Origin of the sequence: Veillonella sp. S13053-19, from assembly GCF_002959835.1 — a bacterium.
Lineage (GTDB): Bacteria > Bacillota > Negativicutes > Veillonellales > Veillonellaceae > Veillonella > Veillonella rogosae.
Genome location: NZ_PPDA01000009.1, coordinates 50,728 through 76,365, shown reverse-complemented (window position 1 = coordinate 76,365; position 25,638 = coordinate 50,728). Strand labels below are relative to the sequence as shown.

23 protein-coding genes are annotated in these 25,638 nt (G+C 40.8%); 20 read left to right on the top strand and 3 right to left on the bottom strand.

The window, feature by feature from the left end:
- Nucleotides 1-4: 4 nt before the first annotated feature.
- From VEHSUH06_RS05760 to VEHSUH06_RS05680, 17 genes are all read left to right on the top strand, one after another.
- On the top strand, nucleotides 5-1,060 hold the full coding sequence (locus VEHSUH06_RS05760; protein WP_105098110.1) for a cob(I)yrinic acid a,c-diamide adenosyltransferase: 1,056 nt from the start codon (nucleotides 5-7) through the stop codon (nucleotides 1,058-1,060).
- Between the two features lie 10 nt (nucleotides 1,061-1,070).
- Nucleotides 1,071-1,793, top strand: a complete 723-nt coding sequence (locus tag VEHSUH06_RS05755) for an MIP/aquaporin family protein (RefSeq protein WP_105098109.1) — start codon at nucleotides 1,071-1,073, stop codon at nucleotides 1,791-1,793.
- A gap of 79 nt (nucleotides 1,794-1,872) precedes the next feature.
- The gene (eutS, locus tag VEHSUH06_RS05750; RefSeq protein WP_008602338.1) at nucleotides 1,873-2,235 is read left to right on the top strand and encodes an ethanolamine utilization microcompartment protein EutS; all 363 of its coding nucleotides are present in this window, start codon (nucleotides 1,873-1,875) and stop codon (nucleotides 2,233-2,235) included.
- A gap of 13 nt (nucleotides 2,236-2,248) precedes the next feature.
- Entirely contained in the window at nucleotides 2,249-2,689 is a 441-nt protein-coding gene (locus VEHSUH06_RS05745) for a EutP/PduV family microcompartment system protein (protein WP_105098108.1), read from the top strand.
- Nucleotides 2,690-2,707: 18 nt separating this feature from the next.
- On the top strand, nucleotides 2,708-3,715 hold the full coding sequence (locus tag VEHSUH06_RS05740; RefSeq protein ID WP_105098107.1) for a nicotinate-nucleotide--dimethylbenzimidazole phosphoribosyltransferase: 1,008 nt from the start codon (nucleotides 2,708-2,710) through the stop codon (nucleotides 3,713-3,715).
- A gap of 44 nt (nucleotides 3,716-3,759) precedes the next feature.
- A complete protein-coding gene (pduA, locus tag VEHSUH06_RS05735; RefSeq protein ID WP_059364808.1) occupies nucleotides 3,760-4,041 on the top strand; it encodes a propanediol utilization microcompartment protein PduA in 282 nt (93 codons plus the stop codon).
- Nucleotides 4,042-4,043: 2 nt separating this feature from the next.
- Nucleotides 4,044-4,895 carry a propanediol utilization microcompartment protein PduB gene (gene pduB / locus VEHSUH06_RS05730; RefSeq protein ID WP_105098106.1) on the top strand — a complete coding sequence of 284 codons (852 nt, stop codon included), beginning with the start codon at nucleotides 4,044-4,046 and terminating at the stop codon, nucleotides 4,893-4,895.
- 92 nt (nucleotides 4,896-4,987) lie between these two features.
- Nucleotides 4,988-5,179 carry a hypothetical protein gene (locus VEHSUH06_RS05725; RefSeq protein WP_105098105.1) on the top strand — a complete coding sequence of 64 codons (192 nt, stop codon included), beginning with the start codon at nucleotides 4,988-4,990 and terminating at the stop codon, nucleotides 5,177-5,179.
- Between the two features lie 59 nt (nucleotides 5,180-5,238).
- Nucleotides 5,239-5,781, top strand: coding sequence for a BMC domain-containing protein (locus tag VEHSUH06_RS10920; protein ID WP_199179739.1), 543 nt, complete (start codon nucleotides 5,239-5,241; stop codon nucleotides 5,779-5,781).
- Nucleotides 5,782-5,813: 32 nt separating this feature from the next.
- Nucleotides 5,814-6,089, top strand: a complete 276-nt coding sequence (pduA, locus tag VEHSUH06_RS05715) for a propanediol utilization microcompartment protein PduA (RefSeq protein ID WP_005385294.1) — start codon at nucleotides 5,814-5,816, stop codon at nucleotides 6,087-6,089.
- Between the two features lie 6 nt (nucleotides 6,090-6,095).
- The gene (gene pduL, locus VEHSUH06_RS05710) at nucleotides 6,096-6,716 is read left to right on the top strand and encodes a phosphate propanoyltransferase (protein WP_105098104.1); all 621 of its coding nucleotides are present in this window, start codon (nucleotides 6,096-6,098) and stop codon (nucleotides 6,714-6,716) included.
- 10 nt (nucleotides 6,717-6,726) lie between these two features.
- Nucleotides 6,727-7,566, top strand: a complete 840-nt coding sequence (eutJ, locus tag VEHSUH06_RS05705; RefSeq protein WP_233187887.1) for an ethanolamine utilization protein EutJ — start codon at nucleotides 6,727-6,729, stop codon at nucleotides 7,564-7,566.
- Nucleotides 7,556-8,059 (top strand): PduM family microcompartment protein, encoded by a 504-nt coding sequence (gene pduM / locus VEHSUH06_RS05700; protein WP_233187886.1) that lies wholly within the window; start codon nucleotides 7,556-7,558, stop codon nucleotides 8,057-8,059. The genes eutJ and pduM overlap by 11 nt, the downstream gene beginning before the upstream one ends.
- On the top strand, nucleotides 8,046-8,312 hold the full coding sequence (locus VEHSUH06_RS05695; RefSeq protein WP_024066335.1) for a EutN/CcmL family microcompartment protein: 267 nt from the start codon (nucleotides 8,046-8,048) through the stop codon (nucleotides 8,310-8,312). Before pduM ends, VEHSUH06_RS05695 begins: the two co-directional genes overlap by 14 nt.
- Before the next feature lie 128 nt (nucleotides 8,313-8,440).
- Nucleotides 8,441-9,874, top strand: a complete 1,434-nt coding sequence (locus VEHSUH06_RS05690; RefSeq protein WP_233187885.1) for an aldehyde dehydrogenase family protein — start codon at nucleotides 8,441-8,443, stop codon at nucleotides 9,872-9,874.
- Nucleotides 9,875-9,885: 11 nt separating this feature from the next.
- Entirely contained in the window at nucleotides 9,886-11,004 is a 1,119-nt protein-coding gene (locus VEHSUH06_RS05685; protein WP_105098100.1) for a 1-propanol dehydrogenase PduQ, read from the top strand.
- A 435-nt stretch (nucleotides 11,005-11,439) separates the two neighbouring features.
- Nucleotides 11,440-15,693, top strand: a complete 4,254-nt coding sequence (locus VEHSUH06_RS05680) for an acyl-CoA dehydratase activase-related protein (protein ID WP_105098099.1) — start codon at nucleotides 11,440-11,442, stop codon at nucleotides 15,691-15,693.
- Nucleotides 15,694-16,555: 862 nt separating this feature from the next.
- Here the strand turns inward: VEHSUH06_RS05680 and VEHSUH06_RS05675 are convergent.
- Nucleotides 16,556-17,743: a multidrug effflux MFS transporter gene (locus tag VEHSUH06_RS05675; protein ID WP_105098098.1), complete on the bottom strand. Its 1,188-nt coding sequence runs from the start codon at nucleotides 17,741-17,743 to the stop codon at nucleotides 16,556-16,558.
- Between the two features lie 379 nt (nucleotides 17,744-18,122).
- Here VEHSUH06_RS05675 and VEHSUH06_RS05670 point away from each other — a divergent pair, with 379 nt between their 5' ends.
- Nucleotides 18,123-18,407, top strand: a complete 285-nt coding sequence (locus VEHSUH06_RS05670) for a PepSY domain-containing protein (protein ID WP_105098097.1) — start codon at nucleotides 18,123-18,125, stop codon at nucleotides 18,405-18,407.
- A 67-nt stretch (nucleotides 18,408-18,474) separates the two neighbouring features.
- On the opposite strand, the gene VEHSUH06_RS05665 is transcribed toward VEHSUH06_RS05670, so the two are convergent.
- Complete coding sequence (locus VEHSUH06_RS05665; RefSeq protein ID WP_105098096.1) at nucleotides 18,475-20,112, bottom strand: L-lactate permease; 1,638 nt, start codon at nucleotides 20,110-20,112, stop codon at nucleotides 18,475-18,477.
- A gap of 295 nt (nucleotides 20,113-20,407) precedes the next feature.
- Complete coding sequence (locus tag VEHSUH06_RS05660) at nucleotides 20,408-21,547, bottom strand: Ldh family oxidoreductase (RefSeq protein ID WP_009352449.1); 1,140 nt, start codon at nucleotides 21,545-21,547, stop codon at nucleotides 20,408-20,410.
- A 595-nt stretch (nucleotides 21,548-22,142) separates the two neighbouring features.
- On the opposite strand from VEHSUH06_RS05660, the gene VEHSUH06_RS05655 reads away from it, so the two are divergent.
- Nucleotides 22,143-24,146 carry a molybdopterin-dependent oxidoreductase gene (locus VEHSUH06_RS05655; RefSeq protein WP_105098095.1) on the top strand — a complete coding sequence of 668 codons (2,004 nt, stop codon included), beginning with the start codon at nucleotides 22,143-22,145 and terminating at the stop codon, nucleotides 24,144-24,146.
- A gap of 131 nt (nucleotides 24,147-24,277) precedes the next feature.
- Nucleotides 24,278-25,609, top strand: coding sequence for a branched-chain amino acid transport system II carrier protein (gene brnQ, locus VEHSUH06_RS05650; RefSeq protein ID WP_105098094.1), 1,332 nt, complete (start codon nucleotides 24,278-24,280; stop codon nucleotides 25,607-25,609).
- Nucleotides 25,610-25,638 lie beyond the last annotated feature (29 nt).

Below are 25,638 nucleotides of genomic sequence, written 5' to 3'. Positions count from 1 at the left end.
GCATATGGCTATTTATACGAAAACCGGTGATGCAGGTACAACGGCTCTCTTTGATGGCACTAGAGTACCTAAGAATTCACTTCGTGTGGACACATATGGAACCTTTGATGAATTAAATGCACAGGTTAGTGTGTGTGAGAAATTAGTCGTCTCACAGGAGAATAAACATGTGCTTCACACATTACAACATCAGCTATTCCGCTTATGTGCGGAGGTAGCAACGCCTCATGTAGAACATCTTAGTGAAAGTAGCAACTTGATTTCACAACAAGATATTAGCGACTTGGAACGTATGATCGATGACTATACGAAGCGATTACCACAACAACATAGCTTTATATTAAGCGGTAATTATTTATCTGCTGCAGAGCTTCATGTGGCGCGTACTATCTGTCGTCGAGGGGAACGATTACTCATTAGTTTAGGTGAAGTAGAACCAATTCGCGATGAGGTTCGAAAATTTATAAATCGATTATCTGATGCTCTTTATATCATGGCTCGCATGGAAGACTATGTGCAATTTGTAGAAACAATTGTAGAGCGCGTAGCAGAACGTGTTAAGAACAGTCATGCTGAAGTACTGGCGGAAACGAAACGGAGCTTATGGCATATGGGGCATAATACTGAAAATGGAGTTAGTTATATGGCAACTAGAACAAAGCTAGAAGAAATTATGACAAAACTTTCACAAGCAGCCATGGACTATGCTCAGTCCATAGGTGTACCTATCGTTGTATCCATTGTGGATGCAAAAGGTGTATTAATGTATTTCCATCGTATGTCAGATGCATTGCTCATCAGCAACGATATCGCACAGGCAAAGGCGTATACAGCAGTGGCTCTAAAAGCGGCAACTCACGAAGTACATCAAAGTGCACAGCCTGATGGCGATCTATTCAACATTGAATCCATGGTAAATCGTAAAATCTGTACCTTTGGTGGAGGTTATCCGATTATCATCGACGGTGAAATTGTCGGTGGTTTCGGCATTAGCGGTGGCACTGTGGCGGAAGATATGGACATTGCATCTCATGCATTACAATCTTTGTTAAATCAATGAGGTGAAAACAATGGACGTAACACAAATGTATATCAGTGAGTTTGTTGGTACTGCCGTTTTACTCGCATTTGGTAACAGTACAAATGCATCGATTTTATTAAAGAAAACCATCGTTGGTATTTTTGGTACTAACTGGTTACACATTATTTTTGGATGGGCCTTTGCTGTAACCTTTGGTGTGTATATAGGTATTACACTAGGTGGACCTGGTCATTTGAACCCTGCCGTTACCTTTGCTCTCGCTGTAGCAGGTATCTTCCCATGGGAACAAGTGATTCCAATGTCTATCGCTCAAATTGCAGGCGCTTTTGTAGGTGCTACTATTGCAGCTGTATTCTATTATCCGCACTTCAAGGAAACAGGTCCTGATGAAGGTAACTGCGTAGGTATTTTTGCAACTGGTCCAGCTATTGATCATAAACCTTGCAATTTGATTTCTGAAATTATTGCTACGTTTATGCTCATTCTAGCCATCCTTTGTTTAGGCAAGATGGTAGATGGCTTAGCTCCAGTGGTTATAGGCATCCTCATAGCATCTATTGGTATGTCCTTTGGTGCAACTACAGGGTATGCGTTAAACCCAGCTCGTGACTTCGGTCCTCGCTTGGCATATACTATTTTGCCAATTCCTAACAAGGGAACGGCTAACTGGCAATATGCTTGGGTTCCATTTGTGGGACCATTGATTGGGGCAGGATTAGCAGTAGTATTCTTCAAATTGGTGGCACCTTAAGGGAATCTATATTGAGAGACTCCTATGGATGGTCCGTGTCACTATATAAACTATACATTTTGTATTAGGAGGAGATTATATGGCCTTTCAAGAGGTAATTGATGCTAAACAGCGCATCATTCAAGAATTTGTACCCGGAAAGCAGGTTACGATAGCCCATGTTATTGCCAATCCTAAGCCTGATTTATTTAGAAAAATGGGGCTTGAAGAAAAAGGGCGTAATGCCATTGGGATTCTTACCATAACACCTGGCGAAGGGACCATTATTGCAGCCGATATTGCAAGCAAGTCTGGTGATATAGAAATTGGTTTCATCGACAGATTTTCGGGGGCACTTCTCATAACAGGTGATGTATCTGCTGTTGAATCAGCATTGCAAAGTGTTATTGAAGGATTGCAACGCATATTAGGATTCTTCCCAACGGATTTAACAAGATCCTAATGAAAGGGTAATTATGAGTACCGAACAGAAAGAAAAACGCATCCTTCTCGTAGGGCGCAGCGGATGTGGTAAGACCACATTGGCAGATACGATTACTCATGGCTCTGCAACGTATCACAAGACACAAGCCATAACTCGAGTAGGGAATTTTATTGATACCCCAGGGGAATATATGGAAAATCCTAATTACTATCGAGGAATTATCTTGCACGCCTATGATGCGGATATAGTGATTTTCATGATTCCTGCTGGCGATGAAACAACTATATTCCCACCAAGCTTTGGAAACTCTTTAAATCGTGAGGTTATCGGTGTTGTATCAAAGGTTGATACGGGAAAAGATGTGGAGGCGCCTCGCCGAAATCTCAAGCTAGCGGGAGCGAATAAGATTTTTGAAATATCCGTTCACGATCAAGCATCGTTGGACCGTTTATGTGACTACATATATAGTTAGTTGAAAGAAGGTTTTTCCATGGACAGAGGTTTTGAAGAACAACTCAACCAATTTATTTTAAATAAGGCGATCATTCCAAAAAGCTTAGGTCTATGGGAGCGATATTTCAAAAAAATGTGTCTCGCTTGGCAAGAAATTCGGCCTGAGATTCATGTACAACATATTATCTTTTCTGCAGATAATGGAATTTCCGTAGACGGACTAATCGGTTATAACTATGAAATCACTCGTAAACAATCTCAAAATATGATTGATGGTAAAAGTGCAGTTGCCAATTACTGTATCTTTAACCATATTCCTTACGAAGTGGTAGACGTTGGTATTGCGTGTCCTAAAGGCATCGGTATAGACCGAAAAGTTAGTCAAGGTACGAAAAATATTTTACATGGTGCCGCTATGAGCGGCGAAGAATTTGATTTAGCATACCAAGCTGGTTACAACCGCGTTGTGTATTATGCGGAATCAGGAATTAATCTATTTTCCTTCGGTGAAATGGGCGTTGGTAATACTACCACATCAGCAGCCGTGTTAAGCGGGCTCACAAAATTAGACCCACGCATAACTGTAGGACCTGGATCTGGTCCCGATGACGAAGCGTATATGAATCAAAAACGTGAGTTTGTACGGACTGCACTCGCTCATCATAAAGGGCATCTCAATACACCAAAGGATGTTATTAGTCGCGTTGGTGGCTTTGATATAGCCGCAATTACAGGTGCGATGGTAGCTTGTACAGATTTACATATCCCATTCGTTATTGATGGGTATATTACAGCGGTAGCGATGGCTTGTGCCACTCAAATGAATGGTGATGCGCCATTGTATGGCATTCCTTCTCATTATTCTCGTGAAGTAGGAATGGCCGCAGCATTAGCGTATGCAAATATACGTCTTGATGAGGTTCCCATCCATGGTCAAATGGCATTGGGTGAAGGTACAGGAGCTGTACTGATGGTACAACTACTTAAAACTGCACATTTTGCCTTTATGAATATAGGGACTATGGTTGAATTATTAGAAAAATAAATTTGTAATCTTTGTACTATGTTTTGTAAAAGGAGAGAAAACAGATGACACAAGAAGCATTAGGTATGGTGGAAACTAAGGGCCTAGTAGGCGCTATTGAAGCAGCTGATGCAATGCTTAAAGCAGCTAATGTGGAACTAGTGGGCAATGAAAAAATTGGCTCTGGTCTCGTTACTGTTATGGTTCGCGGTGATGTAGGTGCTGTAAAAGCTGCCGTAGATGCAGGTGCAGCCGCTGCAGAACGCGTAGGTGTTGTTATCTCTACTCATGTAATTCCAAGACCACATAGAGATGTGGAAGGTATTTTACCAACAAAGGGTGAATAACTATGACCGATACTAAAAGTATGGTAGATGAGATTTTAAAACGCGTATTGATGCGTATTGACGGCGCTAATTTAGGAAATATAACTGCTGGTGCTGCAAGTAAGGTATCTTCTAGTAGTAGCTCGTCAGCTGTACGTACCTCTAATGCAGCTCAACTACAAACATCTGTAATTACTGAACACGTAGGTAGCACTACTACAGGTGATACAGTAGGTCTCGTTATTGCCAATGTAGACAGTCAAGTATTGGAAGCTATGAAGGTCACTAAGTCATATCGATCTATCGGTATCTTAGGCTCACGTACAGGTGCAGGGCCGCAAATCATGGCCGCTGATGAAGCTGTAAAAGCAACGAATACAGAGATTGTTAGCATTGAATTCGCCAGAGATATGAAAGGTGGCGCCGGTTCTGGTTCCCTCATTATATTCGGTGGCGATGACGTATCCGATGTAAGACGTTCTGTAGAGGTAGCATTACGTGAATTAGAACGTACTTTCGGGGAAGTATATATGAATGAAGCAGGTCATGTGGAAGTTCAATATACAGCTCGTGCAGGCGATGCCTTAGTAACTGCCATCGGGACTCCAGAAGGTAAAGCTTTTGGCTTAATCGTTGGTGCTCCAGCCGCTATCGGTGTAGTTATGGCCGATGCAGCTGTTAAATCAGCTAATGTAGATGTGGTAGGCTATCGTTCTCCATCGAGTTCAGCTATGAGTAACGAAGTTATTTTACAAATCAGTGGTGATTCTGGCGCTGTTAAACAAGCTGTAAAAGTAGCACGTGATGTGGGTTTAGCATTACTAGAAACTATGGGAGAAAGACCTAAGAATAAAGGTAATGCTTACATTATTTAATGAATGTTAGTTCAAAGAGTCATACATTCATTACATATCATTATCACGTCGCAATAGATGATACTTTCACAATGTGAATAGGAGGATTCATAATGGCAGAACTAAATGAACAAATGTTACGGGCTATCATTATGGACATAATGGATGAAGTAGGAATGCTCAAAGAGGAACCTGCTCAAGTTCAACCAAAAGAAGAACCAAAAGCAGATCTAAAATCAGAGCCTCAAGAGCCAGAGTTAAAAGATTTGATTCGTCAAATGTTAGTAGATATGCAACGTAGCTAGCATTATAGGAATGCATGAATCCAGAGAGCGAATCATCCAAGTATTAGACGGGAGGTGGCATGGTGAAAGAGTCGCTAGGATTGCTTGAGGTGGCTGGGTTATTGGGGGCTATTACCGCATCAGATGCAATGGTTAAGGCTGCCAATGTAAGGCTAGTAGGCATTGAAAAGGCTAAAGGCTCTGGGTGGATGACTGTTAAAGTAGCAGGCGATGTAGCCGCTGTAGATGCAGCCGTTCAAACAGGCGTTGCTATCACTACGGGAATGAATCTATATGTAGCGCATAAGGTAATTCCTCGCCCAGCAGAAGGCCTTGTAGAAGCTTTCAATGATGACTTTAAAGAACAGCCAGCTAAGCTATCTGTTGAAATAGAGTCAGTAAAAGAAGTAGTTAAAGAAGAACCTAACAAAGACGGTAACGACGATGTTAAACATGGTTCTAAGGAAAATGGTAAAGCCGAGAATGAAGAAAAGAAGTCTTCTCTCGATGAAAAAGCTGTAAAGGTGTTGAATGAAATCGTTTCTACCATTGTTGATCCGAAGGATTCCAAGAAGGCAGTAACGAAAAAAGCTACACCGAAAAAAAGCACTAAAAAGAAATAATATAAAGGTAAGAGGCAATAAAGGAGATTATCATGAATAACGCATTAGGCATGGTAGAAACAAAAGGTTTAGTAGGCGCAATTGAAGCGGCTGACGCAATGGTAAAAGCAGCTAACGTTACATTAGAAGGTACTGAAAAAATTGGTTCCGGTCTTGTAACTGTAATGGTTCGCGGTGATGTTGGCGCTGTAAAAGCAGCGGTTGATGCAGGCTGTGCAGCAGCACAAAAAGTAGGCGAAGTAGTATCTACTCATGTAATTCCACGCCCTCATAGCGACGTAGAATTAATCTTACCTAAGAAAGGATAATAGCTTATGGATCGGGAACAGATTCGTGCTATTGTACGAGAAGTGATCGAAGCCATGTTCGAATCGTCCATTCCCGTAGGTGTTAGCAATAGACATGTCCATCTATGTCAGGCGGACTGGGATGTATTATTTCCGAATCAGGCTATTACTAAGAAAAGTGACTTAAAGCAAACAGGAGAGTTTGCTTCAGAACAAACTGTTACCTTAGTGGGACCAAAAGGGGTAATTCAAAATGTGCGCGTTTTGGGGCCCCTTAGAAAACAGTCACAAGTGGAGGTATCTCTGACCGATGCTCGTGTATTGGGTATAAAACCTCCTATTGTGCTATCTGGTCATTTAGAATCAGCCGTAGAAATTACTCTATGTACTGAAAACGGAGAGATCACGAAACCTATTTGTATCGCTGCAAAACGACATATTCATATGTCGCCTGATGATGCAAAACGGCTTAATGTAAACGATGGCGATAGCGTTAATGTTGAACTTCAAACGCCAGAACGCACCACTGTGTTTGGTGATGTCATCGTTCGGGCCGTACCTGGTTTTGTCCTAGAACTACACATTGATACAGATGAGGCAAATGCTGCCAATGTACAAGGTACAGTGATGGCGAGAATTGTACAGTAAAGTAGGTGATATGATGAAAGGTTTGAAAAAGGCAAATAATACCTTGCAAGAGTTCTCTGATCTTGTAGAGTCTAAACAAGTGAGCTCTCATAATCAAAAGAATTTGCGTGTAGGCATTGACCTTGGCACATCATCTATTGTCCTATCCGTAGTAAATGATAAAGGCAAACCCATATATGGCGCCTTTGAATACAATGAGTCCATTCGAGACGGTCTTGTAGTTGACTATGTAGGCGCTGTTACAATAACGCGTGCTTTAAAAGCTAAGGCAGAAGCAGCCTTAGGCACAGAACTTGTATATGCCGCGGCAGCTGTACCACCTGGGACGATAGGCAAGAATAAAGATGTAGTAGGTCACGTTCTAGAAAGCGCCGGTTTTGAAGTAACTTGTATTTTAGACGAACCTACCGCTGCTGCTAATGTGCTAGGCATTACCGATGGCGTTGTTATCGACGTCGGTGGTGGTACTACAGGCATAAGCATTTTGAAGGATGGCCGCGTTGTATATACCGTAGATGAGCCGACAGGGGGCACCCATATGAACCTCGTTATTAGCGGGGCTTATGGTATCTCTATTCCTGAGGCAGAGGCTTATAAACGGAATGAAGCAAACAAACGCGATGTATATGCAACGATACGGCCCGTAGTTGAAAAAATGGCAGCTATTTCTAAGCGCGCGTTGCAAGAGGGTGGCTATGAAAAAGGGACTCCTATTGTTGTCGTAGGTGGTGCTTCTAATTTTGAGGAGTTTACAAAAACTTTCAGCCAATATATAGGATTACCTGTAGATAAGCCACTATATCCAGAATTTGTAACGCCCTTAGGGATTGCCATGGGAAGTGAGCATTAATATGGATGCATTAGTTAAACTGGTGCTAGAACGCCTAGAAAAGCGCATGACATCCACTGCAACCTTTATGGTCACGGAGAACACTAGTTATGATGAACATATATTGTTGCAGAACCAACTCATTTCTTTTGCTGGTATAGATTATGGTCATATACGAGAGTTAATGAGCGATACATTGGTGCCTTGGATAGCCTGTTTGCACCGTGCATTGGCCTATGACTGCGAGGTAACAATACGACTAGCAGTTCCGGTGACCTCGTTGATGAATCCATCAGTCATTCTAGACTGGCCCATCAAATTTCTAGATAAATTTGGACATCCTGTATATGCTTCCTCACAAGGATGGATAACAGCCTCTTTTGTTAGATCTTGTGAAAGTCAGTCTATTATCGTCATATATAGGGGACAACGGTTTACCATGGCCGCTCGCGAAGAGATAGAGCGCTTAGGTATCACAATAATTGAAGGGAACGAGAAGTATGCAAGTCGGTAAAGTAGTGGGTAGTATCGTATCTACTCAAAAGCATGAATCTCTAAAGGGAATGAAACTGATGATGGTGGACATTCTCGATGGAGAACAAGAGTTGACGGGGCGCATAGAAATCGCCGTCGATACAGTATGTGCTGGTGAAGGTGAATATGTGCTTCTAACTCGAGGCTCATCGGCACGGCATATTTTCGAAGATGATAAAGGCACCGCAGTAGATTGCGCTATTGTGGGTATTATTGATAGTTTTGAAAAATAATTGTATAGGAAATAGCTGGTGCCAGAGTTAAACCTAGTTATTGTGTCACATCATGAATGTATCCTTGATTGTGTACACCGTTAGTTGACATGGTCATTGCATCAGCAATGCAACCTATATGGAGGTTCATGATGGAAAACAATACACAGTTGAAAGAAATGATCCGCTCCATGGTTATAGATGTATTACAGGGGCAAAAGCAAGAAGCAGCCTCATCACAACCAGTTAAACAAGTATCTAGAGGTCAAGTAGCACCGGGTGTGTTTGACACGGTGGATGAGGCTATTCGAGCAGCAAAAGAAGCGCAAGCGCGCTTTGAAGATTGCACCTTGGCAACTCGTGAAAAGGTAATAGCAGATATTCGTGCTGCTATGCGCCCACGAGTACAAGAATTGGCTCAAAAAACTGTGGAAGAAACAGGAATGGGCCGTGTTGCAGATAAAGTATTGAAATTAAATCTTACACTCGATAAAACACCGGGTGTAGAAGATCTCGTTACGGAGTGTGAAACTGGTGACAACGGCATGACATTATATGAATTGTCTGCTTATGGTGTCATCGGTGCTATTACACCGAGTACAAATCCAGCAGAAACGTTAATATGTAATACAATCGGTATGCTAGCAGCAGGAAATGCCGTATTCTTTAGTGTTCATCCAGGCGCCAAGCATCTGAGTCGAGAGCTTGTTAGTGAACTCAACCAAGTGATTGTCAAATCGATTGGTATTGAAAACCTTATTGTTACACTACGTGAGCCATCTATTGAGTCTGCTCAAGAGATGATGCTACACCCAGATGTGAGCTTATTAGTTGTTACTGGTGGTCCTGGGGTTGTAAAACAAGCACTTCAAAGTGGTAAAAAGGTTATCGGTGCTGGTGCTGGTAATCCACCAGCCTTTGTAGATGAAACGGCAGACATTAAGAAAGCAGCCCAAGATATCGTTCTCGGTGCTAGCCTTGATAATAACATCCTTTGTATTGCCGAAAAGAGCGTTGTTGCTATGCGCCAAATTGAGCCACAGTTAGTTCAAGAAATGGTGAAAGCAGGATGTGTCCTCATTGATAATCAACAAGATATTCAACGCTTGGTAGACTTAACAGTCTTGCCAAATGGGACGCCAAATAAACAGTTTGTAGGTAAAAATGCGAGTGTTATCCTTGATGCGGCTCATATTCCGTATAATGGTGATCCACGCTTGATTATCTTGCGAGCTCCAAAAGACCATCCATTTGCAGTGATCGAAATGTTAATGCCTATTCTACCGGTTGTGACGGTAGATAGCTTTGATGAAGGTCTCGATGTATGCTTGATGTTAGAAGCGGGCTTACATCATACGGCAACCATGCATTCTTTGAATATGGAACGCCTCAATCGGATGGCTCGTAAGATGAAAACATCTATTTTTGTTAAGAATGGTCCATCCTATGCTGGACTTGGTTTTAGTGGTGAAGGTACGACAACCTTTACAATTGCTACACCTACTGGGGAATCTACTACATCAGCGCGCTGCTTTGCACGCCGTCGTAGATGTTGCTTAACAACAGGATTCAATATTCGATAGGTGGTGAGCATATGAATCAATGGACTTTTCCAACCCAAATTTATGCAGGGCCAGATTCGTTGAATCGTCTTACAGAATTTAATAATGAATCCATCCTCATCATATGTGATCCATTTTTAAAAGATTCTCCAAGCCTTACGTATGTGATGGGCTTAATGGATAGTAAAAATAAAGTAACTATCTACACTGATGTGGTGCCTGATCCGCCCATAACGCATGTAGTAAAGGGCATTGAATTTATGGAAGGTATCAAACCGACCGTTATCATTGCCATTGGTGGGGGATCCTGCATCGATATGAGCAAAGGTATAGCTTATTTTGGTCGTAAGCTAAAGCATATGGATATCAAATCCTTCATCGCCGTTCCTACTACAAGTGGAACCGGCTCTGAAGTGACATCCTTTGCTGTTCTTACAGACAGCGAAACACAAATTAAGTATCCTCTTGTGGATGATGCGGTATTACCAGATGAGGCTTTATTAACACCGTTATTTGTAAAAACATCTCCACCAAGTGTTACTGCTTTTAGTGGTATGGATGTACTCGTTCATGCTCTAGAAGCCTATGTAGCGACTGCTGCTAATAATTTTACCGATGCATTGGCACAACAGGCGATTGAGCTTGTCTTTGAATACTTACCAAGATGTCATAAGCCAACAGCAACAGAGCAAGACCGCATGTCTATGCACGAAGCATCATGCCTTGCAGGTCTTTCCTTTAACAAGGCTGGCTTAGGTATCGTTCATGCTATGGCTCATCAGTTGGGAGGACAATTCCATGTGCCTCATGGTCTAGCTAATAGTATGCTCTTGCCGTATGTAATTGGATTTAATTGCTCTCGCAATCAAGAAGTAGCTAAGAAATATGCTCATCTATCTGCTAAATTGGGCTTTGCATCGCATAAAGCATCCGATGGAGATAAGCTAGGAGCTCTGTTAGAGGCGATTGTAAAATTACAACGCACCTTAGAGTGCCCGATGACACTTACTGAGTTTGGCGTAGACAAAGCTACATCTGAAGCGAAACTTAATCTCATGGCAGATAGAGCACTAGAGGATATGTGTTACAGATTTAATCCATATCCAGCCAACCATGATGATCTGGTTAGCTTGTATAAAAAGGTGCTGTAAATCCATATAACACCGATAGTAACATAATATTTTGAAAAGAGTCTTTAATGATTTTATTGAAGGCTCTTTTCTTATTTTTATATGACTGTTATCAGTTTATTTAAGTACTGCTAGATACATCTTTTTTCATAGTAAAGTGTTATAATACTTTTTATATCCTATAGGAAATATGACGTTGCAATTCAAATTTAGGTATATTCTCTATAACTCTTTGGAATATGGAAAGCTTAGATTTTAACTGCTTTTGTTGTATAATATAAGTAGGATATTTAAAAATTTAGATATTTTCGTGAAAGTATAATATCCTCATCTAATTTTGAGTTTTACAAGTTAGATGTTTAGTACATCGTATTTGGTATTTTATGATGTGCTACTTTCACAAAAACGAGTATGATCGCCTAGGTGGTCATACGGTTGTTAAAAAGAGAGGTATTTATGCAGCACATGCTACGCATGGGTATTGACGTGGGGTCTACAACGGTTAAAGTTGTACTATTAGACGAACACGATAATTATTTGTATAAGAAATACGTACGCCATTATGCGAACATTTTGGACACAGTATATACCTTGCTCCAAGAGGCTCAAGCGGGCCATGAAGATGATCTAGTTCATGTATGTATCACTGGTTCTGGTGGTATGGCGATGGCCGACAAAGTGCGCATTCCATTCGTACAAGAGGTTATCGCTGAAACGCGAGCTGTAAAAGCGCTCTATCCAGAAACAGATGTTATCATCGAACTAGGTGGTGAGGATGCGAAGGTTACTTACTTAGGTCAAACTGCAGAACACCGTATGAATGGTTCGTGTGCTGGTGGTACAGGCGCTTTCATCGACCAAATGGCGACCTTGTTGCAAACTGATGCATCTGGTCTCAACCAATTGGCTATGAATTCTGATACAATTTATCCGATTGCAGCACGTTGTGGCGTGTTTGCAAAAACCGACGTTCAAGCCTTGTTAAATCAAGGTGCATCTCATGAAAATATTGCTAAATCCGTATTCCAAGCTATCGTAAACCAAACGATTGCAGGCCTCGCATGCGGCCACAAAATCGAAGGTAATGTGGCATTTCTTGGCGGCCCGTTGACATTCTTGTCCGAATTACGCCAATGCTTCTGTGACACATTAGAGCTGGAAGAGTCTCAACGCATTATCCCTGAGAATGGTGAATTATTCATCGCTTTAGGGGCGGCATTGATGAAAGATGAATGCCGTGAGATTACGGTTGGTCAATTGACAAAGGAAATCGGTGCTCTTATCGGTATTCCTATGGAAGCTACAGACCGTGTAGATCCGCTATTTAAAAATGAACAAGAATTAGAAGAATTCCGAGCTCGTCATGCTAAGGCGGTAACGCCAAAGGCAAATATCGAGGATGCTCAAGGTCCTTGTTACCTTGGTATTGATGCTGGCTCTACTACGCTAAAAGTAGTACTCATTAACAGCAATAAGGAAATTATCTTCTCTCACTATGGTCCTAACCATGGTAAACCATTAGAAAAATCTCGTGAAATTATCGAGCAAATTTACACATTATTGCCTAAAGGTGCGTATATTGCGCACTCTGGCGTAACTGGCTATGGCGAAGCCTTTCTTAAACGGGCCCTCGGCATCGATATCGGTGAAGTAGAAACAATGGCTCACTATCGTGCGGCTCGCTACTTCTGCCCTGATGTATCCTTTATCTTGGACATCGGCGGTCAAGATATGAAATGCTGTAAGGTTCGCGATGGCTACATCGAAGATATCGTATTGAACGAAGCATGCTCCTCTGGTTGCGGCTCCTTCATCGATACATTCGCATCCGGTCTACGCATTCCAATCGATCAATTCGCGAAGGAAGGTTTATTGGCATCCTTGCCAATCGACTTGGGTTCTCGTTGTACCGTATTCATGAACTCTAAGGTTAAGCAAGCTCAAAAAGAAGGTGCTACGGTACAAGATATTGCAGCAGGCCTTGCTTATTCTGTAATTAAAAATGCCCTTTACAAGGTTCTTAAGGTAAAAGATCCTAAAGAATTGGGTGATCATATCGTTGTACAAGGCGGTACATTCTACAATGAATCCGTTTTGCGCGCCTTCGAAAAATTGATGGGCGTAGAAGTAATTCGTCCTGACGTATCTGGCTTGATGGGCGCATACGGTATGGCTCTTCTTGCTGCTGAAACAGCTGAAGAGTTGCAAAAGGGTAATAGTACATTGTTAGATAGCGAAGGGCTTAATTCCTTACAAGTTGCTACGACAATGCGCAATTGCGGACTTTGCTCCAATAACTGTATGCTTACCATCAATGCTTTCTCTGATGGTCGTACTTACGTAACGGGCAATCGTTGTGACCGCGGTGCGGGCGGTATGATTCAAGAGGAACGCAAAGCAGTTCCTAACTTGGTGGATGTAAAATTACGCCGATACTTTGATTATTACTTGAAGAAAAATATTCCAGAGTTCGAAGGTAAAATGCGCGTAGGTATTCCGCGCGTCCTCAACATGTATGAGGATTTCCCATTCTGGTTTACATTCTTTAATACACTTGGCTATGAAGTAATCCTTTCCGATTACACTACAAAGGAACAATACAATAAGGCTATTGATACGATTCCATCTGATACAGCTTGCTACCCAGCAAAAGCCGTACATGGTCATATTCGTGACCTTGCGAATGCACAGGTAGACTTTGTTTGGTACCCTTGTGTGCAACATGGTCCTAAGGAATTTAGCCGCGACAATAACTACCATTGTCCAATGGTTATTTCCTATCCAGAACTTATCAAAAACAACATGCAGGAGGTTCTGGGGGATACTCCATTCCACGCGCCATTCTTGCCGTTGGCTGATAAAAAATCTCTTGTTCCTGCCCTTGTGAAAGCATTGGACTTCTTGGATCTCAAGAAGAAAGATATTGCTAAGGCAGTAGACCTCGCTTGGGAAGAGCAAGAAAATTGTAAAGCCTCTTACCGTGAAACGACGAAGAAAACTGTTTCTCGCCTCGTAGCAGAACAAATTCCAACCATCGTTTTAGCTGGTCGTCCATATCATTTAGACTCCGGTATTAATCACGGTATTCCTGAGCTCATTACATCTCTAGGGATGGCTGTTCTTACTGAAGATGGTGTAGCACCTCTCGGTAATGATATCAAGCATTTGCGAGTTGTAGACCAATGGTCCTACCATAGTCGTTTATACCGTGCTGCTGAATTCGTAAGCAGAACAGAAGGCTTCCAAATCGTTGAACTTAACTCCTTCGGTTGTGGCCTTGACTCTATCGTAGCGGATCAAGTAAAAGATATACTTTCAGCAAACCATAAAATTCATACCTTACTCAAAATTGATGAAGGTACAAACCTTGGGGCAGTAACGATTCGTTTGCGTTCCTTGCAATCCGTAATGGAACGTAGCTTGCGTCGTCATCATAACCCAGAAGCCCCAGAAGTGGTGGAAGAGCAATTACCAACGTACGATTATAATCGCGTTGTGTTCACTGAGGAAATGCGTAAGACTTATAAAATCTTGGTGCCACAAATGTCACCATTGCATTTTAGTCTCTTAGATCCAGTCCTCAAAAATGAAGGCTATGACTTTGAAATGTTGCCAGCTCCAACGCGTGACGACATTGAAGTGGGCTTAAAATACATCAATAATGATGCATGTTACCCAGCGATTATCGTTGTAGGTCAGCTCATGTCTGCTCTATTATCTGGTAAATATGATATCAATAAAACGGCTGTTATCATCTCCCAAACAGGTGGTGGTTGTCGTGCTACAAACTACATCGGTTACTTGCGTAAGGCTTTAATCGATGCCGGTATGAAGCAAGTACCAATCCTATCCCTCAATGCGAGCGACATGGAACGTCAACCAGGCTTCAAATTGACAAAAGGTTTCTTACATCGTATGATCCAAGCCGTTGTTTACGGTGATGCCCTCATGCAATGTGTATTGGCTACACGTCCATACGAAACTAACCCAGGCTCTACGGATGCATTATGTGATTACTGGATTAAAAAATTACAGCAAAACATTACATCTGCAAGCCTTCGTCAGTACAATAAGTACATCAAAGAAATCATTCATGACTTTGATAACTTGCCAGTTAATAAAGATATACAAAAACCTCGCGTTGGCGTCGTAGGGGAAATTTACGTTAAGTTCCATCCGAGTGCTAATAACCATATCAATGAACTCATTGAAAAAGAAGGTGGCGAAGTTGTTACATCTGGCCTATTAGACTTCTTCTTGTACTGCGCAATGGATAGTACATACCGTGCTAAACACCTTGATGGTACATGGCTATCTGGCTTCTTTGGTACACTGGCTCGTGAAGCCCTTGAACTATACCGCTTGCCATACGCTAAAGCAGTAGCGGCGTCTAAAAACTTTGACCCACTACAACGTATGACAGAGGTAGCAAAAGAAGCAGCACAATTCATCGGTCTTGGTAACCAATGTGGTGAAGGCTGGTTCCTCACAGGTGATATGATTGACCTCATCGAAAAAGGGGCCAAACAAATCGTATGCTTGCAACCATTCGGCTGCTTGCCAAACCATGTAACAGGTAAAGGTATGGTTAAAACCCTATCTGCTGCCTACCCAGACGTGCGCATTGCTGCCATCGACTACGATCCTGGCTCCAGTGCAGTAAACCAAGCAAATAGATTGAAACTACTACTATCGACAATGTTTGAATAAGTAGTTAGTGTATTGCGAATTTTTGCTAAACTAATAGCTGCGTAACTCGATGGAGCTATTGTAAATAAGTTATAAGGTGCCTTACATTTTTATAATGGGGCCCGATTACAATTGCATATTATTGGTATAGAAAAAATACAGCCCTCTCTTGGCTCAGTACGTCACTACGTTCCGTAAAATCGCTGCAGAGAGGGCTGTATTCTTTTCTATATACACCTGATATGAAGATGTCCCATTATAAAATGTAAGTAATCCAATCTACTATATACCTGATAGCTCCATCGAGTTTGTTATCTCATTATTTATAAAAAAATTCGCAATACACCTAACGGAAATGGGAGGGGGAGGGTTGTGTTCTTTTCTATATACACTCGGTTATGAAGCTGTCCCATTATAAAATGTAAGTAATCCAATCTACTATAGGTCTAATAGCTCCATCGAGTTTGTTATCTCATTATTTATAAAAAATTAGCAATACACTTAATGGAGACGGTAGAGGGAGGAGATGTGCCTATGGTACATCTCTTTTTCCTACAATCAGTTGTGTAGGTGCTTTCCGTTATTGTGCTTTATATTTTCGGAAGGGAAAGAATAGTGCCAAGTCGATATTTTAATGTGTAATATATATAGTTTATTGCTTTGGTTGATGCTCTTAAGTCGTAATGGGACGCCTTCATAGAAAATGTTAATAAAAATAGCACCACCTTTTTCGCAGCGATTTTACGGAACGTAGTGACGTACTGAGCAAGAAAAAGGTGGTGCTGTTTTTATACTTAAATTTATTCAATTGTAATTGGGCCCCATTACGACTGAGAAATATAAGGGCTATAACATTGTATTAACTATTGCAATACGGCGGGCACTATTCTTTATCAACTAAACCATATAAACACAATAAGGAAAGCACTGCACATACTAGCATTGTAATCCCCATGGGTATGCCCGTATGTTCTCCACCAAGCCCAACGATTGGTGATACAATACCTGCCGCAAACATGCTTGCAAAGCCTAGTATGGCAGAGGCGCTGCCTGCCATTTTGCCGTATTTAGTCATAGCCATAGAGAATGAGGCGGAACCGAATAGGGATACTGTACATGCAGTAAAGAATAAAATTGTTGTTACAGGAATGAGAGACCATTCAAAAATCATGGCTACTAAGAATAGTAAAGAGCCGATAGTCAGTTGCCATAGACTGAATGTAAGTATTTGGCGAGATGTTACGACATTGCTTACTCGTCCGCTAATGGCACTGGCCAAGATAATGCCGCAGCTATTGATACCAAAAAGGTAACTAAATTCCTGAGCTGAAAGTTGGAAAATATTTTGGTATACAAAGGATGAACCTGAGATATAGGAAAAGAAAGCGCCGAAAGCAAAGAATTGAATTAAAGATTGTCCTAGGAAACGTTTATCTTTGATCAGTGTAAAGTAGTTCTTTGTAGCCGTAGCAAGGCCGCCAGTAACGCGTTTTTCCTTTGGTAAGCTTTCACAGAAAAGAAGAGAACCTAGCAATAGAATAGCAGAGAACACGGCTAAGATGATAAAAATAACGCGCCATGTGGTGAAGAGAAGTAGTTGGCCACCTACTAAAGGTGCAATTACAGGTGCGAGACCATTGACCATCATGAGTAAAGCAAATAGTTTAGTCAGTTCTTGACCGGATGCAAAGTCTCGAGCGATAGCTTTAGATATAACTACGCCTACAGATCCGGTTAATCCTTGTAGAAATCGGCCTAGTAATAGTATTTCGATGCTAGGTGCATAGGCGCAAATAATACTAGAAATAACGCATAGTAAGTTACCTACAACAAGTGGCATTTTACGGCCCATTGTGTCACTTATAGGGCCACCAAATAATTGACCTAAAGCAACGCCAAAGGTCATAACACCTATGGTCATTTGAATATTAGATGCTGTTGTATTGAGTTCACCAGGCATAATTGGTAATGCTGGCAAATAAAGGTCTGTTGCGAGCGGTGTGATTGCCGTCAATAGACCGAGAAAAACTACCATGATAAAGGAAACCTTGGTAGAACTTTCTTGTGTCATAGAAACCTCCTGTACTTAAAATAGGGAATAAAAAAGTCTGCGAATCGCACTTCGCAGACTGCATTTAATTTTTTCTATTTAACAAGAAGTATTGTAACACGATTGATATATAAATTCTATAGATTTTTTTGTAAAAGTTTTTTCTAATAATTAGAGTATAACCTAATAAAGTGATTTACAAGAATTATAAAATTATATATTAAACTTTTTTGTGTATGAAAACGTAGTTGCATAGAATTAGGCAAATCTCTATAGAATGTGATATCAAAACTTTGGGTTTGATACATCTGATTTTATAGATTAAAATAAAGACATAGATTAAATCTAAAAATATCAATGTAATGTATCGTTTATCTTTTATCGTATATAGGAGTTTAGTATGAACAAATTTGTAAAAACTTTAGTATTGGTAGCAGTAGCTGTTGTTGGTACAGCAACATTCACATCTGTAGGGGCTATTAGCTCTGATGAAGCAGTACAAAGTGCATTGGCTCGTGTTCCAGGCGCAACTATTGCAAATGTAACTGAGTTTAATCGTGACTATGATCATGGTCGGTTAGAGTATGAAGGCGAAATTCATTATAATGGTTATGAATATGACTTCGAAATCGATGCAGATACTGGTACTTTCACTAAATGGGAAGTAGAACGTAAACACTACTAAGATTTTAAAAGTGAATATTAAAAAAGAACAGCTCATTTCGGAGCTGTTCTTTTTTTGTTACCAAATCTTAGAAGAAGAAGTGGTGAATTTCATGAATGAAATGTTGACCGAAGAAGGAGATGCAACCATGCATTACGATGAATACGATGAAGTATTTGAATGCAGTGTTCATAATAACGCTTGCTTCGATTTCATGCTCTAATTTATGAGCTTCATCAGCACTAACTTCTTTGTGGTTTTCGAGGTATGCTTTCAAAGCAGGACCCACGGCACCAATGGAAATCGCGATGGATTGTGGAGACAACATTTTACCGATACCAGCTGCACCGGAGTTAACAGCTGCTAACCAGAAGCCAAGGTCTTCCCAGTTTGTAGGATCTAAGCCTTGAGCTGCTGCGATTTGAAGTGGACCAAACAATACGTTGGAGTTTGTACCGGAACCAGTTAAGAAGGCACCCAACGCACCTACGATAGGAGCGAATAGTGGGTACAAGGAACCTGTACCAGCAACCATTGCTTTCGCAATGTCTGCAGTCATACCAGAGTATGTCATCAATTTAGCTGTCATAACAACTGTGATGATTGTAAGGTATGTGAACTTCAAGTTTTTAACGGTGCTACCCAATGTACCGAAGATTTCGCCAGCTTTTGCTTTTTGGATGAAACCACCAACAATACCAGCAATGAAAATCATGATACCAGGAGTTGCAATCCATACGAATGTGTAAGGTTTTGCACCAGGACCTTGATAAATCGGTACAGATGTTTTAATGGACGCAAGTGGACCATTGATTGCAGGGAACAATTTAGAAGTTAATAACAATAATACAAAGATCAAGATAAATGGCATAGCCGCTACAAGACCTTCACCACCGGAAACTTTTGGAGCTTCACCAGTTTGTTTAACTGCGTATTCAGGATCATTAGGAGGCATGATTTTTGCACAACCAATGATAACTGCCATGATTACGATGGATGCAGAAATTACGGATAATTCAGGACCCATTACAGCATTGATTACGATTTCAGGAACAGCTAATGCTAAACCAGAAAGTAATGTTACAAGGAATACGCCTTTTAACGCTTTTACGCCGCCACCGATGATCATAACAACGAAGAACGGAGCGATAAGGTTAAGCAAGAATAATTGTACGGAAATGAATGTACCCAAGTGGCTTGGATCAAGGCTTGTCAAGGATGCCAATGTAGTAGTTGGGATACCGATAGAGCCGAATGTAGTTGGTACGGAGTTTGCAACGAGACATGCAATGATAGATTTAAGTGGGTCGAAACCTACGGCAACCATCATAGCTGCAGGAATTGCAACGGCAGTACCAAAGCCAGCCATACCTTCCATGAAGGCACCAAAGCCCCATGCAAGTAACAATGCAAGTACACGAGTATCAGATGTTACAGAAGAAAGCATTGTTTTAATAGTTTCCATTGCTTTCGTGTATACTACCAAGTTATAAACAAAGATAGCAGCTGTAATAACTAATAGGATTGGCCAGATTGCCAAAGCAGCACCTTCAAGGGCACCAGTGACCATAATAAATGGGTCAGATTGGAATGCTGTAATAGCGATGATGAAAGAACCGATTGCAGCAACACTTGTTGCTTGCCATGCTGGTAATTTCAAGATGGATAACGCTACGATCAACCAAATGATTGGAGATAGCGCTAATAGAACGGTGATAGCACTCATTTCTAAGATCATCCTTTCAAGAAAAACAAAAATATATGCTCAACAGGACGATGTAGTTTGATCAAATAAATTGATGAGTAAATCGCTATTATATTAAGTTGTAAAAGTTCAGTTAAAATGTAAAGTTACAATAAAATAACAGATATACTTATCGCAAAAATTGATATAGTACTTAAAAATTTCTAACCTCATAAGTTATGAGGTTAGAAATATAAGAGAGGGGACATAAACAGTGTTTATGTCCCCTTCTGTACTAACTACAAGTCCTTGTTAGGGCCATTACTAAGTTCAGGTATTAGTAGTTACCTTTGAACATTGTAGCAGGAGCTTCTGGTACATAATCGCCGAAGTAGGATTTGAAGTCTAGACCTAATTCGTTGCAAAGATCTTGAACTTCTAGCATTGTACCGTTAAGTACAGGGATGCCTTCAGCTTTAACTTTTTCAACGGATTCATGTTCTTTTTCACCATGAGTGTAGATGCGGTCTTGACCAGCAGCTTTAGGAGCTTCACGTAATTCTTGTAAGAATTGGGAGAAGTGTTTTTTGATTTCAGCTGGGTCGCCGAAGAATTCAGGGTTGATAGCCATGAAGCCGTGGCAGATGTTGGATTTACCGCCAACCATACATTTGTTGGAAGTACCGCCTTGAGACAAGATGGAGGAGAATAATTCAGCAATCATGCCGTTACCATAACCTTTGTGGCCGCCAAGAACTTCTGTAGCACCACCTAAAGGAAGGATACCGCCGCCTTCATGACGGGAGATGTTGCCCAATACTTCAGCTGCATCAGTGGAAGGAACGCCGTCTTTATTAACAGCCCAGCCATCTGGAGTAGCTTTGCCCATTTTGTTGTACATTTCAAGTTTACCACGAGTTACTACTGTAGTGGAGCAATCGAAGAAGAAGTCAACAGGATCAGCAGGTACAGTCCAAGCGATAGGGTTGGAACCAAGCATAGCTTGACGAGCGTATGTAGGAACCATGATTGCTTCGGAGTTTGTACAAGAGAAACCGATTAAGCCTTGGTCGGATGCCATTTTAGCATAGTAACCAGCGATACCATAGTGGTTGGAGTTACGTACGGATACGATACCAACACCGGATTTTTTAGCTTTTTCGATAGCCATTTCCATAGCCATGTGGCCCAAAATTTGGCCCATGCCATCATGACCGTCGATAACTGCGGAAATTGGAGTTTCTTTTACGATTTCAGGTTTTGCGTCGATTTTGATCAAGCCATTAGTGATACCTTTGTGGTAACGAACCATACGTTGCATACCATGGCTTTGAATACCGAACAAGTCGGAAGTCAAAAGTACGTCTTGGATGATGTCAGCTTCTTTTTCGGAGAAACCGAATTTTTGGAAAGCGTCCATGCTCAATTTTTTTAGTGTTTCATAAGGGAATAACACAGTGTTTTTTGCGTCTGCCATCGTTAAAACCTCTTTTCAGAAAATATGTACCTGATATAGCAACTACATTCTAAAAAATCATGAAATTAATATGACTCTAAGGGTAGTTCTATATCCTCTCAAATGACAATGTCAGTATAGCACAGAAATTTGTGAGATTGAATAGTCTTGCACTCTGAATGACATTACTAAATACGCATACGTACGGGTGATTTAAATCACATATTCTATAGTGTATAAGTGAAAAAGCTGATTATACCTTAAACTACATGGTTATGACTTTTAGTCATTATTGCATGATTTTTTTATAGATTAATAGTATTTTTATAGACCTTATTAGTATAACTGTTCAGCTCTCTAGAAAGAATGATAATGGATAGATATCGATAAAACTTGAAATATTAGGGTTTATATATCAAAATAATTGATGAGGTCATAAATTGAATGTGATAACTGAATGTATTGATATACATGAAATTATTTGTTTTCATCTTTTCTTTAAAATTGAAAGGTGTGCAAAAGATTACACATATACAAGTCATACTGTAATATAATATAAATATACATCCTATAGTTTATCCTATAGTTTATATAATTTATAAGCGAGGTGCTTATCTTGAAAGAATATAAGTCTGTCTGTCCCTATGATTGCCCAGACGCATGTGGGCTAATTGTAAGTGTTGAAAATAATAAGGTAGTATCTGTGCGCGGTAATAAGGATCATGCTTTTACCCGTGGCACATTATGTCCTAAAATGGTGCACTACGAAAAGGTTATCCATTCTCCATTGCGTTTAGAATACCCTATGAAGCGCATTGGTAAAAAAGGTGTTGGTGAAGACCAATATGTACGTATTAGCTGGGATGAGGCGCTAGATACAATAGTAAATAATTTCAAGCACACTATAGATACTTATAGTAGTGAAAGTATTTTACGTTATTCCTACGCTGGAACAATGGGTGTTATTCAAAGCCCTGCAGCGGACTACTTCTTTCGTCGTATAGGTGCTACCGATCAAGATAGAGGCATTTGCTCGCCTGCAAAACAAGCGGGGTTTCGCTCTGTTTACGGTGATACGTTGGCTATTAAGCCACAAGAGGCTCAGCATAGTGATTTGATTGTGTTATGGGGCATAAATGCAACAGCTACAGACGTTCATATCTTACATGATGTAAATATTGCTAAAAAGAATGGGGCTCAAGTTTGGATTATTGATACCCATAAAACATATACCTTTAGTCAGGCTCATGAACAGCTTATTGTGAAACCCGGTAGCGATGGGGCACTAGCATTAGGTATGCTTCATATCATTTATCGTGATGGCTTAGCAGATTTAGAATTTATTAATCAACATGTACAAGGGTATGATCAGCTGGTAGAACAAACGTTAATTGACTTCACACCAGAGAAAGCGTCTGAAATATGTGGTGTTTCTGTAGAGCGCATGACTGAGTTTGCTCATGCTTATGCTAAAGCTAAGGCTCCATTTATTCGTCTTGGTAGCGGGTTGTCTCGTTACGGCAATGGCGCTATGACTTGTCGTGCTATTAATGCTTTACCGGCTGTTGTGGGAGCGTGGCAGCATCTTGGTGGTGGTCTCTTATCAAGTGCTAGTGGTAGTAAATTCGTCGGTAAAGATGTAATGCAACAGGCTCATGTCCATGCGCCAGCTACACGATTGATGCCCATGATTAAACTTGGTGAAATGCTTACAAATCCTGAAGGAACTAAAGTTCATAGTTTATATATCTTCTCTTCAAATCCTGCTATCACAGCGCCTGACCAGAATGTTGTACGTAGAGGCTTAATGCGAGATGACTTATTCACTGTGGTACATGAGCGTTTCTTTACGGATACTTGTAAGTATGCTGATATTATTTTGCCTGCCACAACATCTGTAGAGCATGATGATATTTACAATTCTTATGGTCACTATACGATTGGCACGGGCTATAAATTGATTGATCCCATCGGTGAATCTCGCTCCAATTGGCAAGTCATTGCAGAATTAGCGAAGCGAATGGGATTGGTAGATGAGTTCTTTAATCTTAGCGAGCGAGAACTGATAGACCAAATTGTGCGCACCTCTAATCGTATATCTAAAGAAGACCAAGATACGATTCTTAGTGGTGAACCTGTAGAGATGGTTGTGCCTGAAAATTATAAGATGGACTTTAAAACACCATCTGGCAAAATTGAGCTTTATAATCCTCACGATGTAGAGCCCCTCATTCGATATATACCACCATATGGTGATAATGCGCCGTTCTGGCTTATCAATGGTAATGATATTCGCATTTTGGATTCTAGTTTCTGTGAACTCGACTTTGATGATCCAGAATTGATGAAACTTCGCATTCATCCAGAAGATGCAAAATTATATGACATTAGTGATGGGGATGAAGTAGAAATCTATAACGACCGTGGTCGTGTAAATATAAAAGCTTATTATGATGATGAGGTGCAACAGGGCACATTGGTTTCCCTTGGTGTATGGTGGCAATCACAATCTAGTGACACTGATGTTGCTATCAATGCACTTACGGCAAATCGCCCAACTGATCAAGGTTGGGGCAGTACTTTCTATGATGTACAAGTTCATATAAGAAAAAATTCCTAGTTAAATCCCTTTACTTGCGGGAATAACGCTATGCCGATATGGAATAGTAAGGATATTTTTCTTGTATACCTAACCCCCTTTGGATTATAATGGTAATATTATTTTTATATAACCTAAAGGGGGTTACATTTATGAATGGTAACGACAATTTGTCGACCCGTGCCTATTTGGCCATAGGCATGATGTTATTTGCCCTATTCTTTGGGGCAGGGAATTTGATCTTCCCAGCGGCCTTAGGTCAACAAGCTGGTAGTAATGTAGGTTGGGCTTTGCTCGGCTTCGTATTAACAGGTGTAGGCCTTCCACTGTTAGGTGTAGCAGCGATGGGTTACTCCTCCTGTAAAGATGTTGAAGAACTTGCAAGCCGTGTTCATCCGATTTATGGCTTGTTGTACACAATTTCTCTTTACTTGAGTATCGGTCCAATGTTTGCGACGCCACGTACTGGAACTGTAGCTTATGAAATTGCAATTAAACCTTTCACTGAAGGTTTAAGCATGAATATGGAACCAATTTTCTTGGCATTATTCTTTGGTGTTTCCTTATGGCTGTCCATTAGCCCACAAAAGCTCGTTAACCGTATCGGTAATATTTTGACACCAGCATTATTACTTGTAATTCTGTTGTTAATTATTAAGTCTTTTATGACTCCGCTTGGGGGCTATGCAGTGCCACAACCTGCTTATGGTGATGCGCCAACAGCTGTGTTACAAGGTTTCTTGGACGGCTATAATACGATGGATGCGTTGGCTTCTGTAGTATTTGCTATTCTAGTCATCGACTTTGTACGTCTTAGTGGTGCTACATCTCGTGCTGTGATTACAAAAACAGTAATGGAGGTAGGTGCTATCGCGGTAGCCCTTCTCGGTATCGTATACGTATTTATTGCGAATATCGGTGCTACAAGTGTAGAGCGCTTCGGTTTATTCGATACAGGTGCTCCTGTATTGTCCGTAAGTGCGAACTACTTGTTTGGTGATTTCGGTCAAATCATTTTGGCTATCATCGTTCTCTTGGCTTGCTTGTCCACGAGTATCGGTCTTATCACTTCTTGTGGTACGTACTTCCATAAGTTGACTCCGAAGATTAGCTATAAATTATATGTAGTCATCTTCTCTGTTGCGGCCTTTGGTCTTAGCATGTTCGGTTTGAAAACAATCATCAGTGCTGCGATTCCAGTGTTGATGCTCTTGTATCCGTTAACGATTGTAATTATCTTGTTAGCGCTTGTTAACAATATGTTCGGTGGTCGTCGTTGTGTATATGCATGGACAATGGCTTTCACAATGATCTCTGCTCTTATGACTGGTCTTGAAACGGCAGGTATTGCTCCTGTTGCATTGGAACAGCTCTTCACTCAATACATTCCATTCCAGGCAGCTGGCATGGGCTGGGTGAGCTTTGCGGTATTAGGCTTCGTTGTAGGTCTTATCCATAAAGGTCTTGTGTCCGAAAATAAATAATAATAGTAAAGGTTCTATGCTTTCATCTT

Bases quoted from the DNA above. Each gene is read 5' to 3' on its own strand.
- VEHSUH06_RS05690 (WP_233187885.1), top strand. From the start codon at position 8,441: ATGATGGAAAACAATACACAGTTGAAAGAAATGATCCGCTCCATGGTT.
- pduL (WP_105098104.1), top strand. From the start codon at position 6,096: ATGGATCGGGAACAGATTCGTGCTATTGTACGAGAAGTGATCGAAGCC.
- eutS (WP_008602338.1), top strand. From the start codon at position 1,873: ATGGCCTTTCAAGAGGTAATTGATGCTAAACAGCGCATCATTCAAGAA.
- VEHSUH06_RS05685 (WP_105098100.1), top strand. From the start codon at position 9,886: ATGAATCAATGGACTTTTCCAACCCAAATTTATGCAGGGCCAGATTCG.
- VEHSUH06_RS05755 (WP_105098109.1), top strand. From the start codon at position 1,071: ATGGACGTAACACAAATGTATATCAGTGAGTTTGTTGGTACTGCCGTT.
- pduA (WP_005385294.1), top strand. From the start codon at position 5,814: ATGAATAACGCATTAGGCATGGTAGAAACAAAAGGTTTAGTAGGCGCA.
- VEHSUH06_RS05740 (WP_105098107.1), top strand. From the start codon at position 2,708: ATGGACAGAGGTTTTGAAGAACAACTCAACCAATTTATTTTAAATAAG.
- pduB (WP_105098106.1), top strand. From the start codon at position 4,044: ATGACCGATACTAAAAGTATGGTAGATGAGATTTTAAAACGCGTATTG.
- VEHSUH06_RS05675 (WP_105098098.1), bottom strand. From the start codon at position 17,743: ATGACACAAGAAAGTTCTACCAAGGTTTCCTTTATCATGGTAGTTTTT.
- VEHSUH06_RS05695 (WP_024066335.1), top strand. From the start codon at position 8,046: ATGCAAGTCGGTAAAGTAGTGGGTAGTATCGTATCTACTCAAAAGCAT.
- eutJ (WP_233187887.1), top strand. From the start codon at position 6,727: ATGATGAAAGGTTTGAAAAAGGCAAATAATACCTTGCAAGAGTTCTCT.
- brnQ (WP_105098094.1), top strand. From the start codon at position 24,278: ATGAATGGTAACGACAATTTGTCGACCCGTGCCTATTTGGCCATAGGC.
- VEHSUH06_RS05680 (WP_105098099.1), top strand. From the start codon at position 11,440: ATGCAGCACATGCTACGCATGGGTATTGACGTGGGGTCTACAACGGTT.
- VEHSUH06_RS05665 (WP_105098096.1), bottom strand. From the start codon at position 20,112: ATGAGTGCTATCACCGTTCTATTAGCGCTATCTCCAATCATTTGGTTG.
- VEHSUH06_RS05760 (WP_105098110.1), top strand. From the start codon at position 5: ATGGCTATTTATACGAAAACCGGTGATGCAGGTACAACGGCTCTCTTT.
- VEHSUH06_RS05660 (WP_009352449.1), bottom strand. From the start codon at position 21,547: ATGGCAGACGCAAAAAACACTGTGTTATTCCCTTATGAAACACTAAAA.
- pduA (WP_059364808.1), top strand. From the start codon at position 3,760: ATGACACAAGAAGCATTAGGTATGGTGGAAACTAAGGGCCTAGTAGGC.
- VEHSUH06_RS05670 (WP_105098097.1), top strand. From the start codon at position 18,123: ATGAACAAATTTGTAAAAACTTTAGTATTGGTAGCAGTAGCTGTTGTT.
- VEHSUH06_RS10920 (WP_199179739.1), top strand. From the start codon at position 5,239: ATGGTGAAAGAGTCGCTAGGATTGCTTGAGGTGGCTGGGTTATTGGGG.
- VEHSUH06_RS05745 (WP_105098108.1), top strand. From the start codon at position 2,249: ATGAGTACCGAACAGAAAGAAAAACGCATCCTTCTCGTAGGGCGCAGC.
- VEHSUH06_RS05725 (WP_105098105.1), top strand. From the start codon at position 4,988: ATGGCAGAACTAAATGAACAAATGTTACGGGCTATCATTATGGACATA.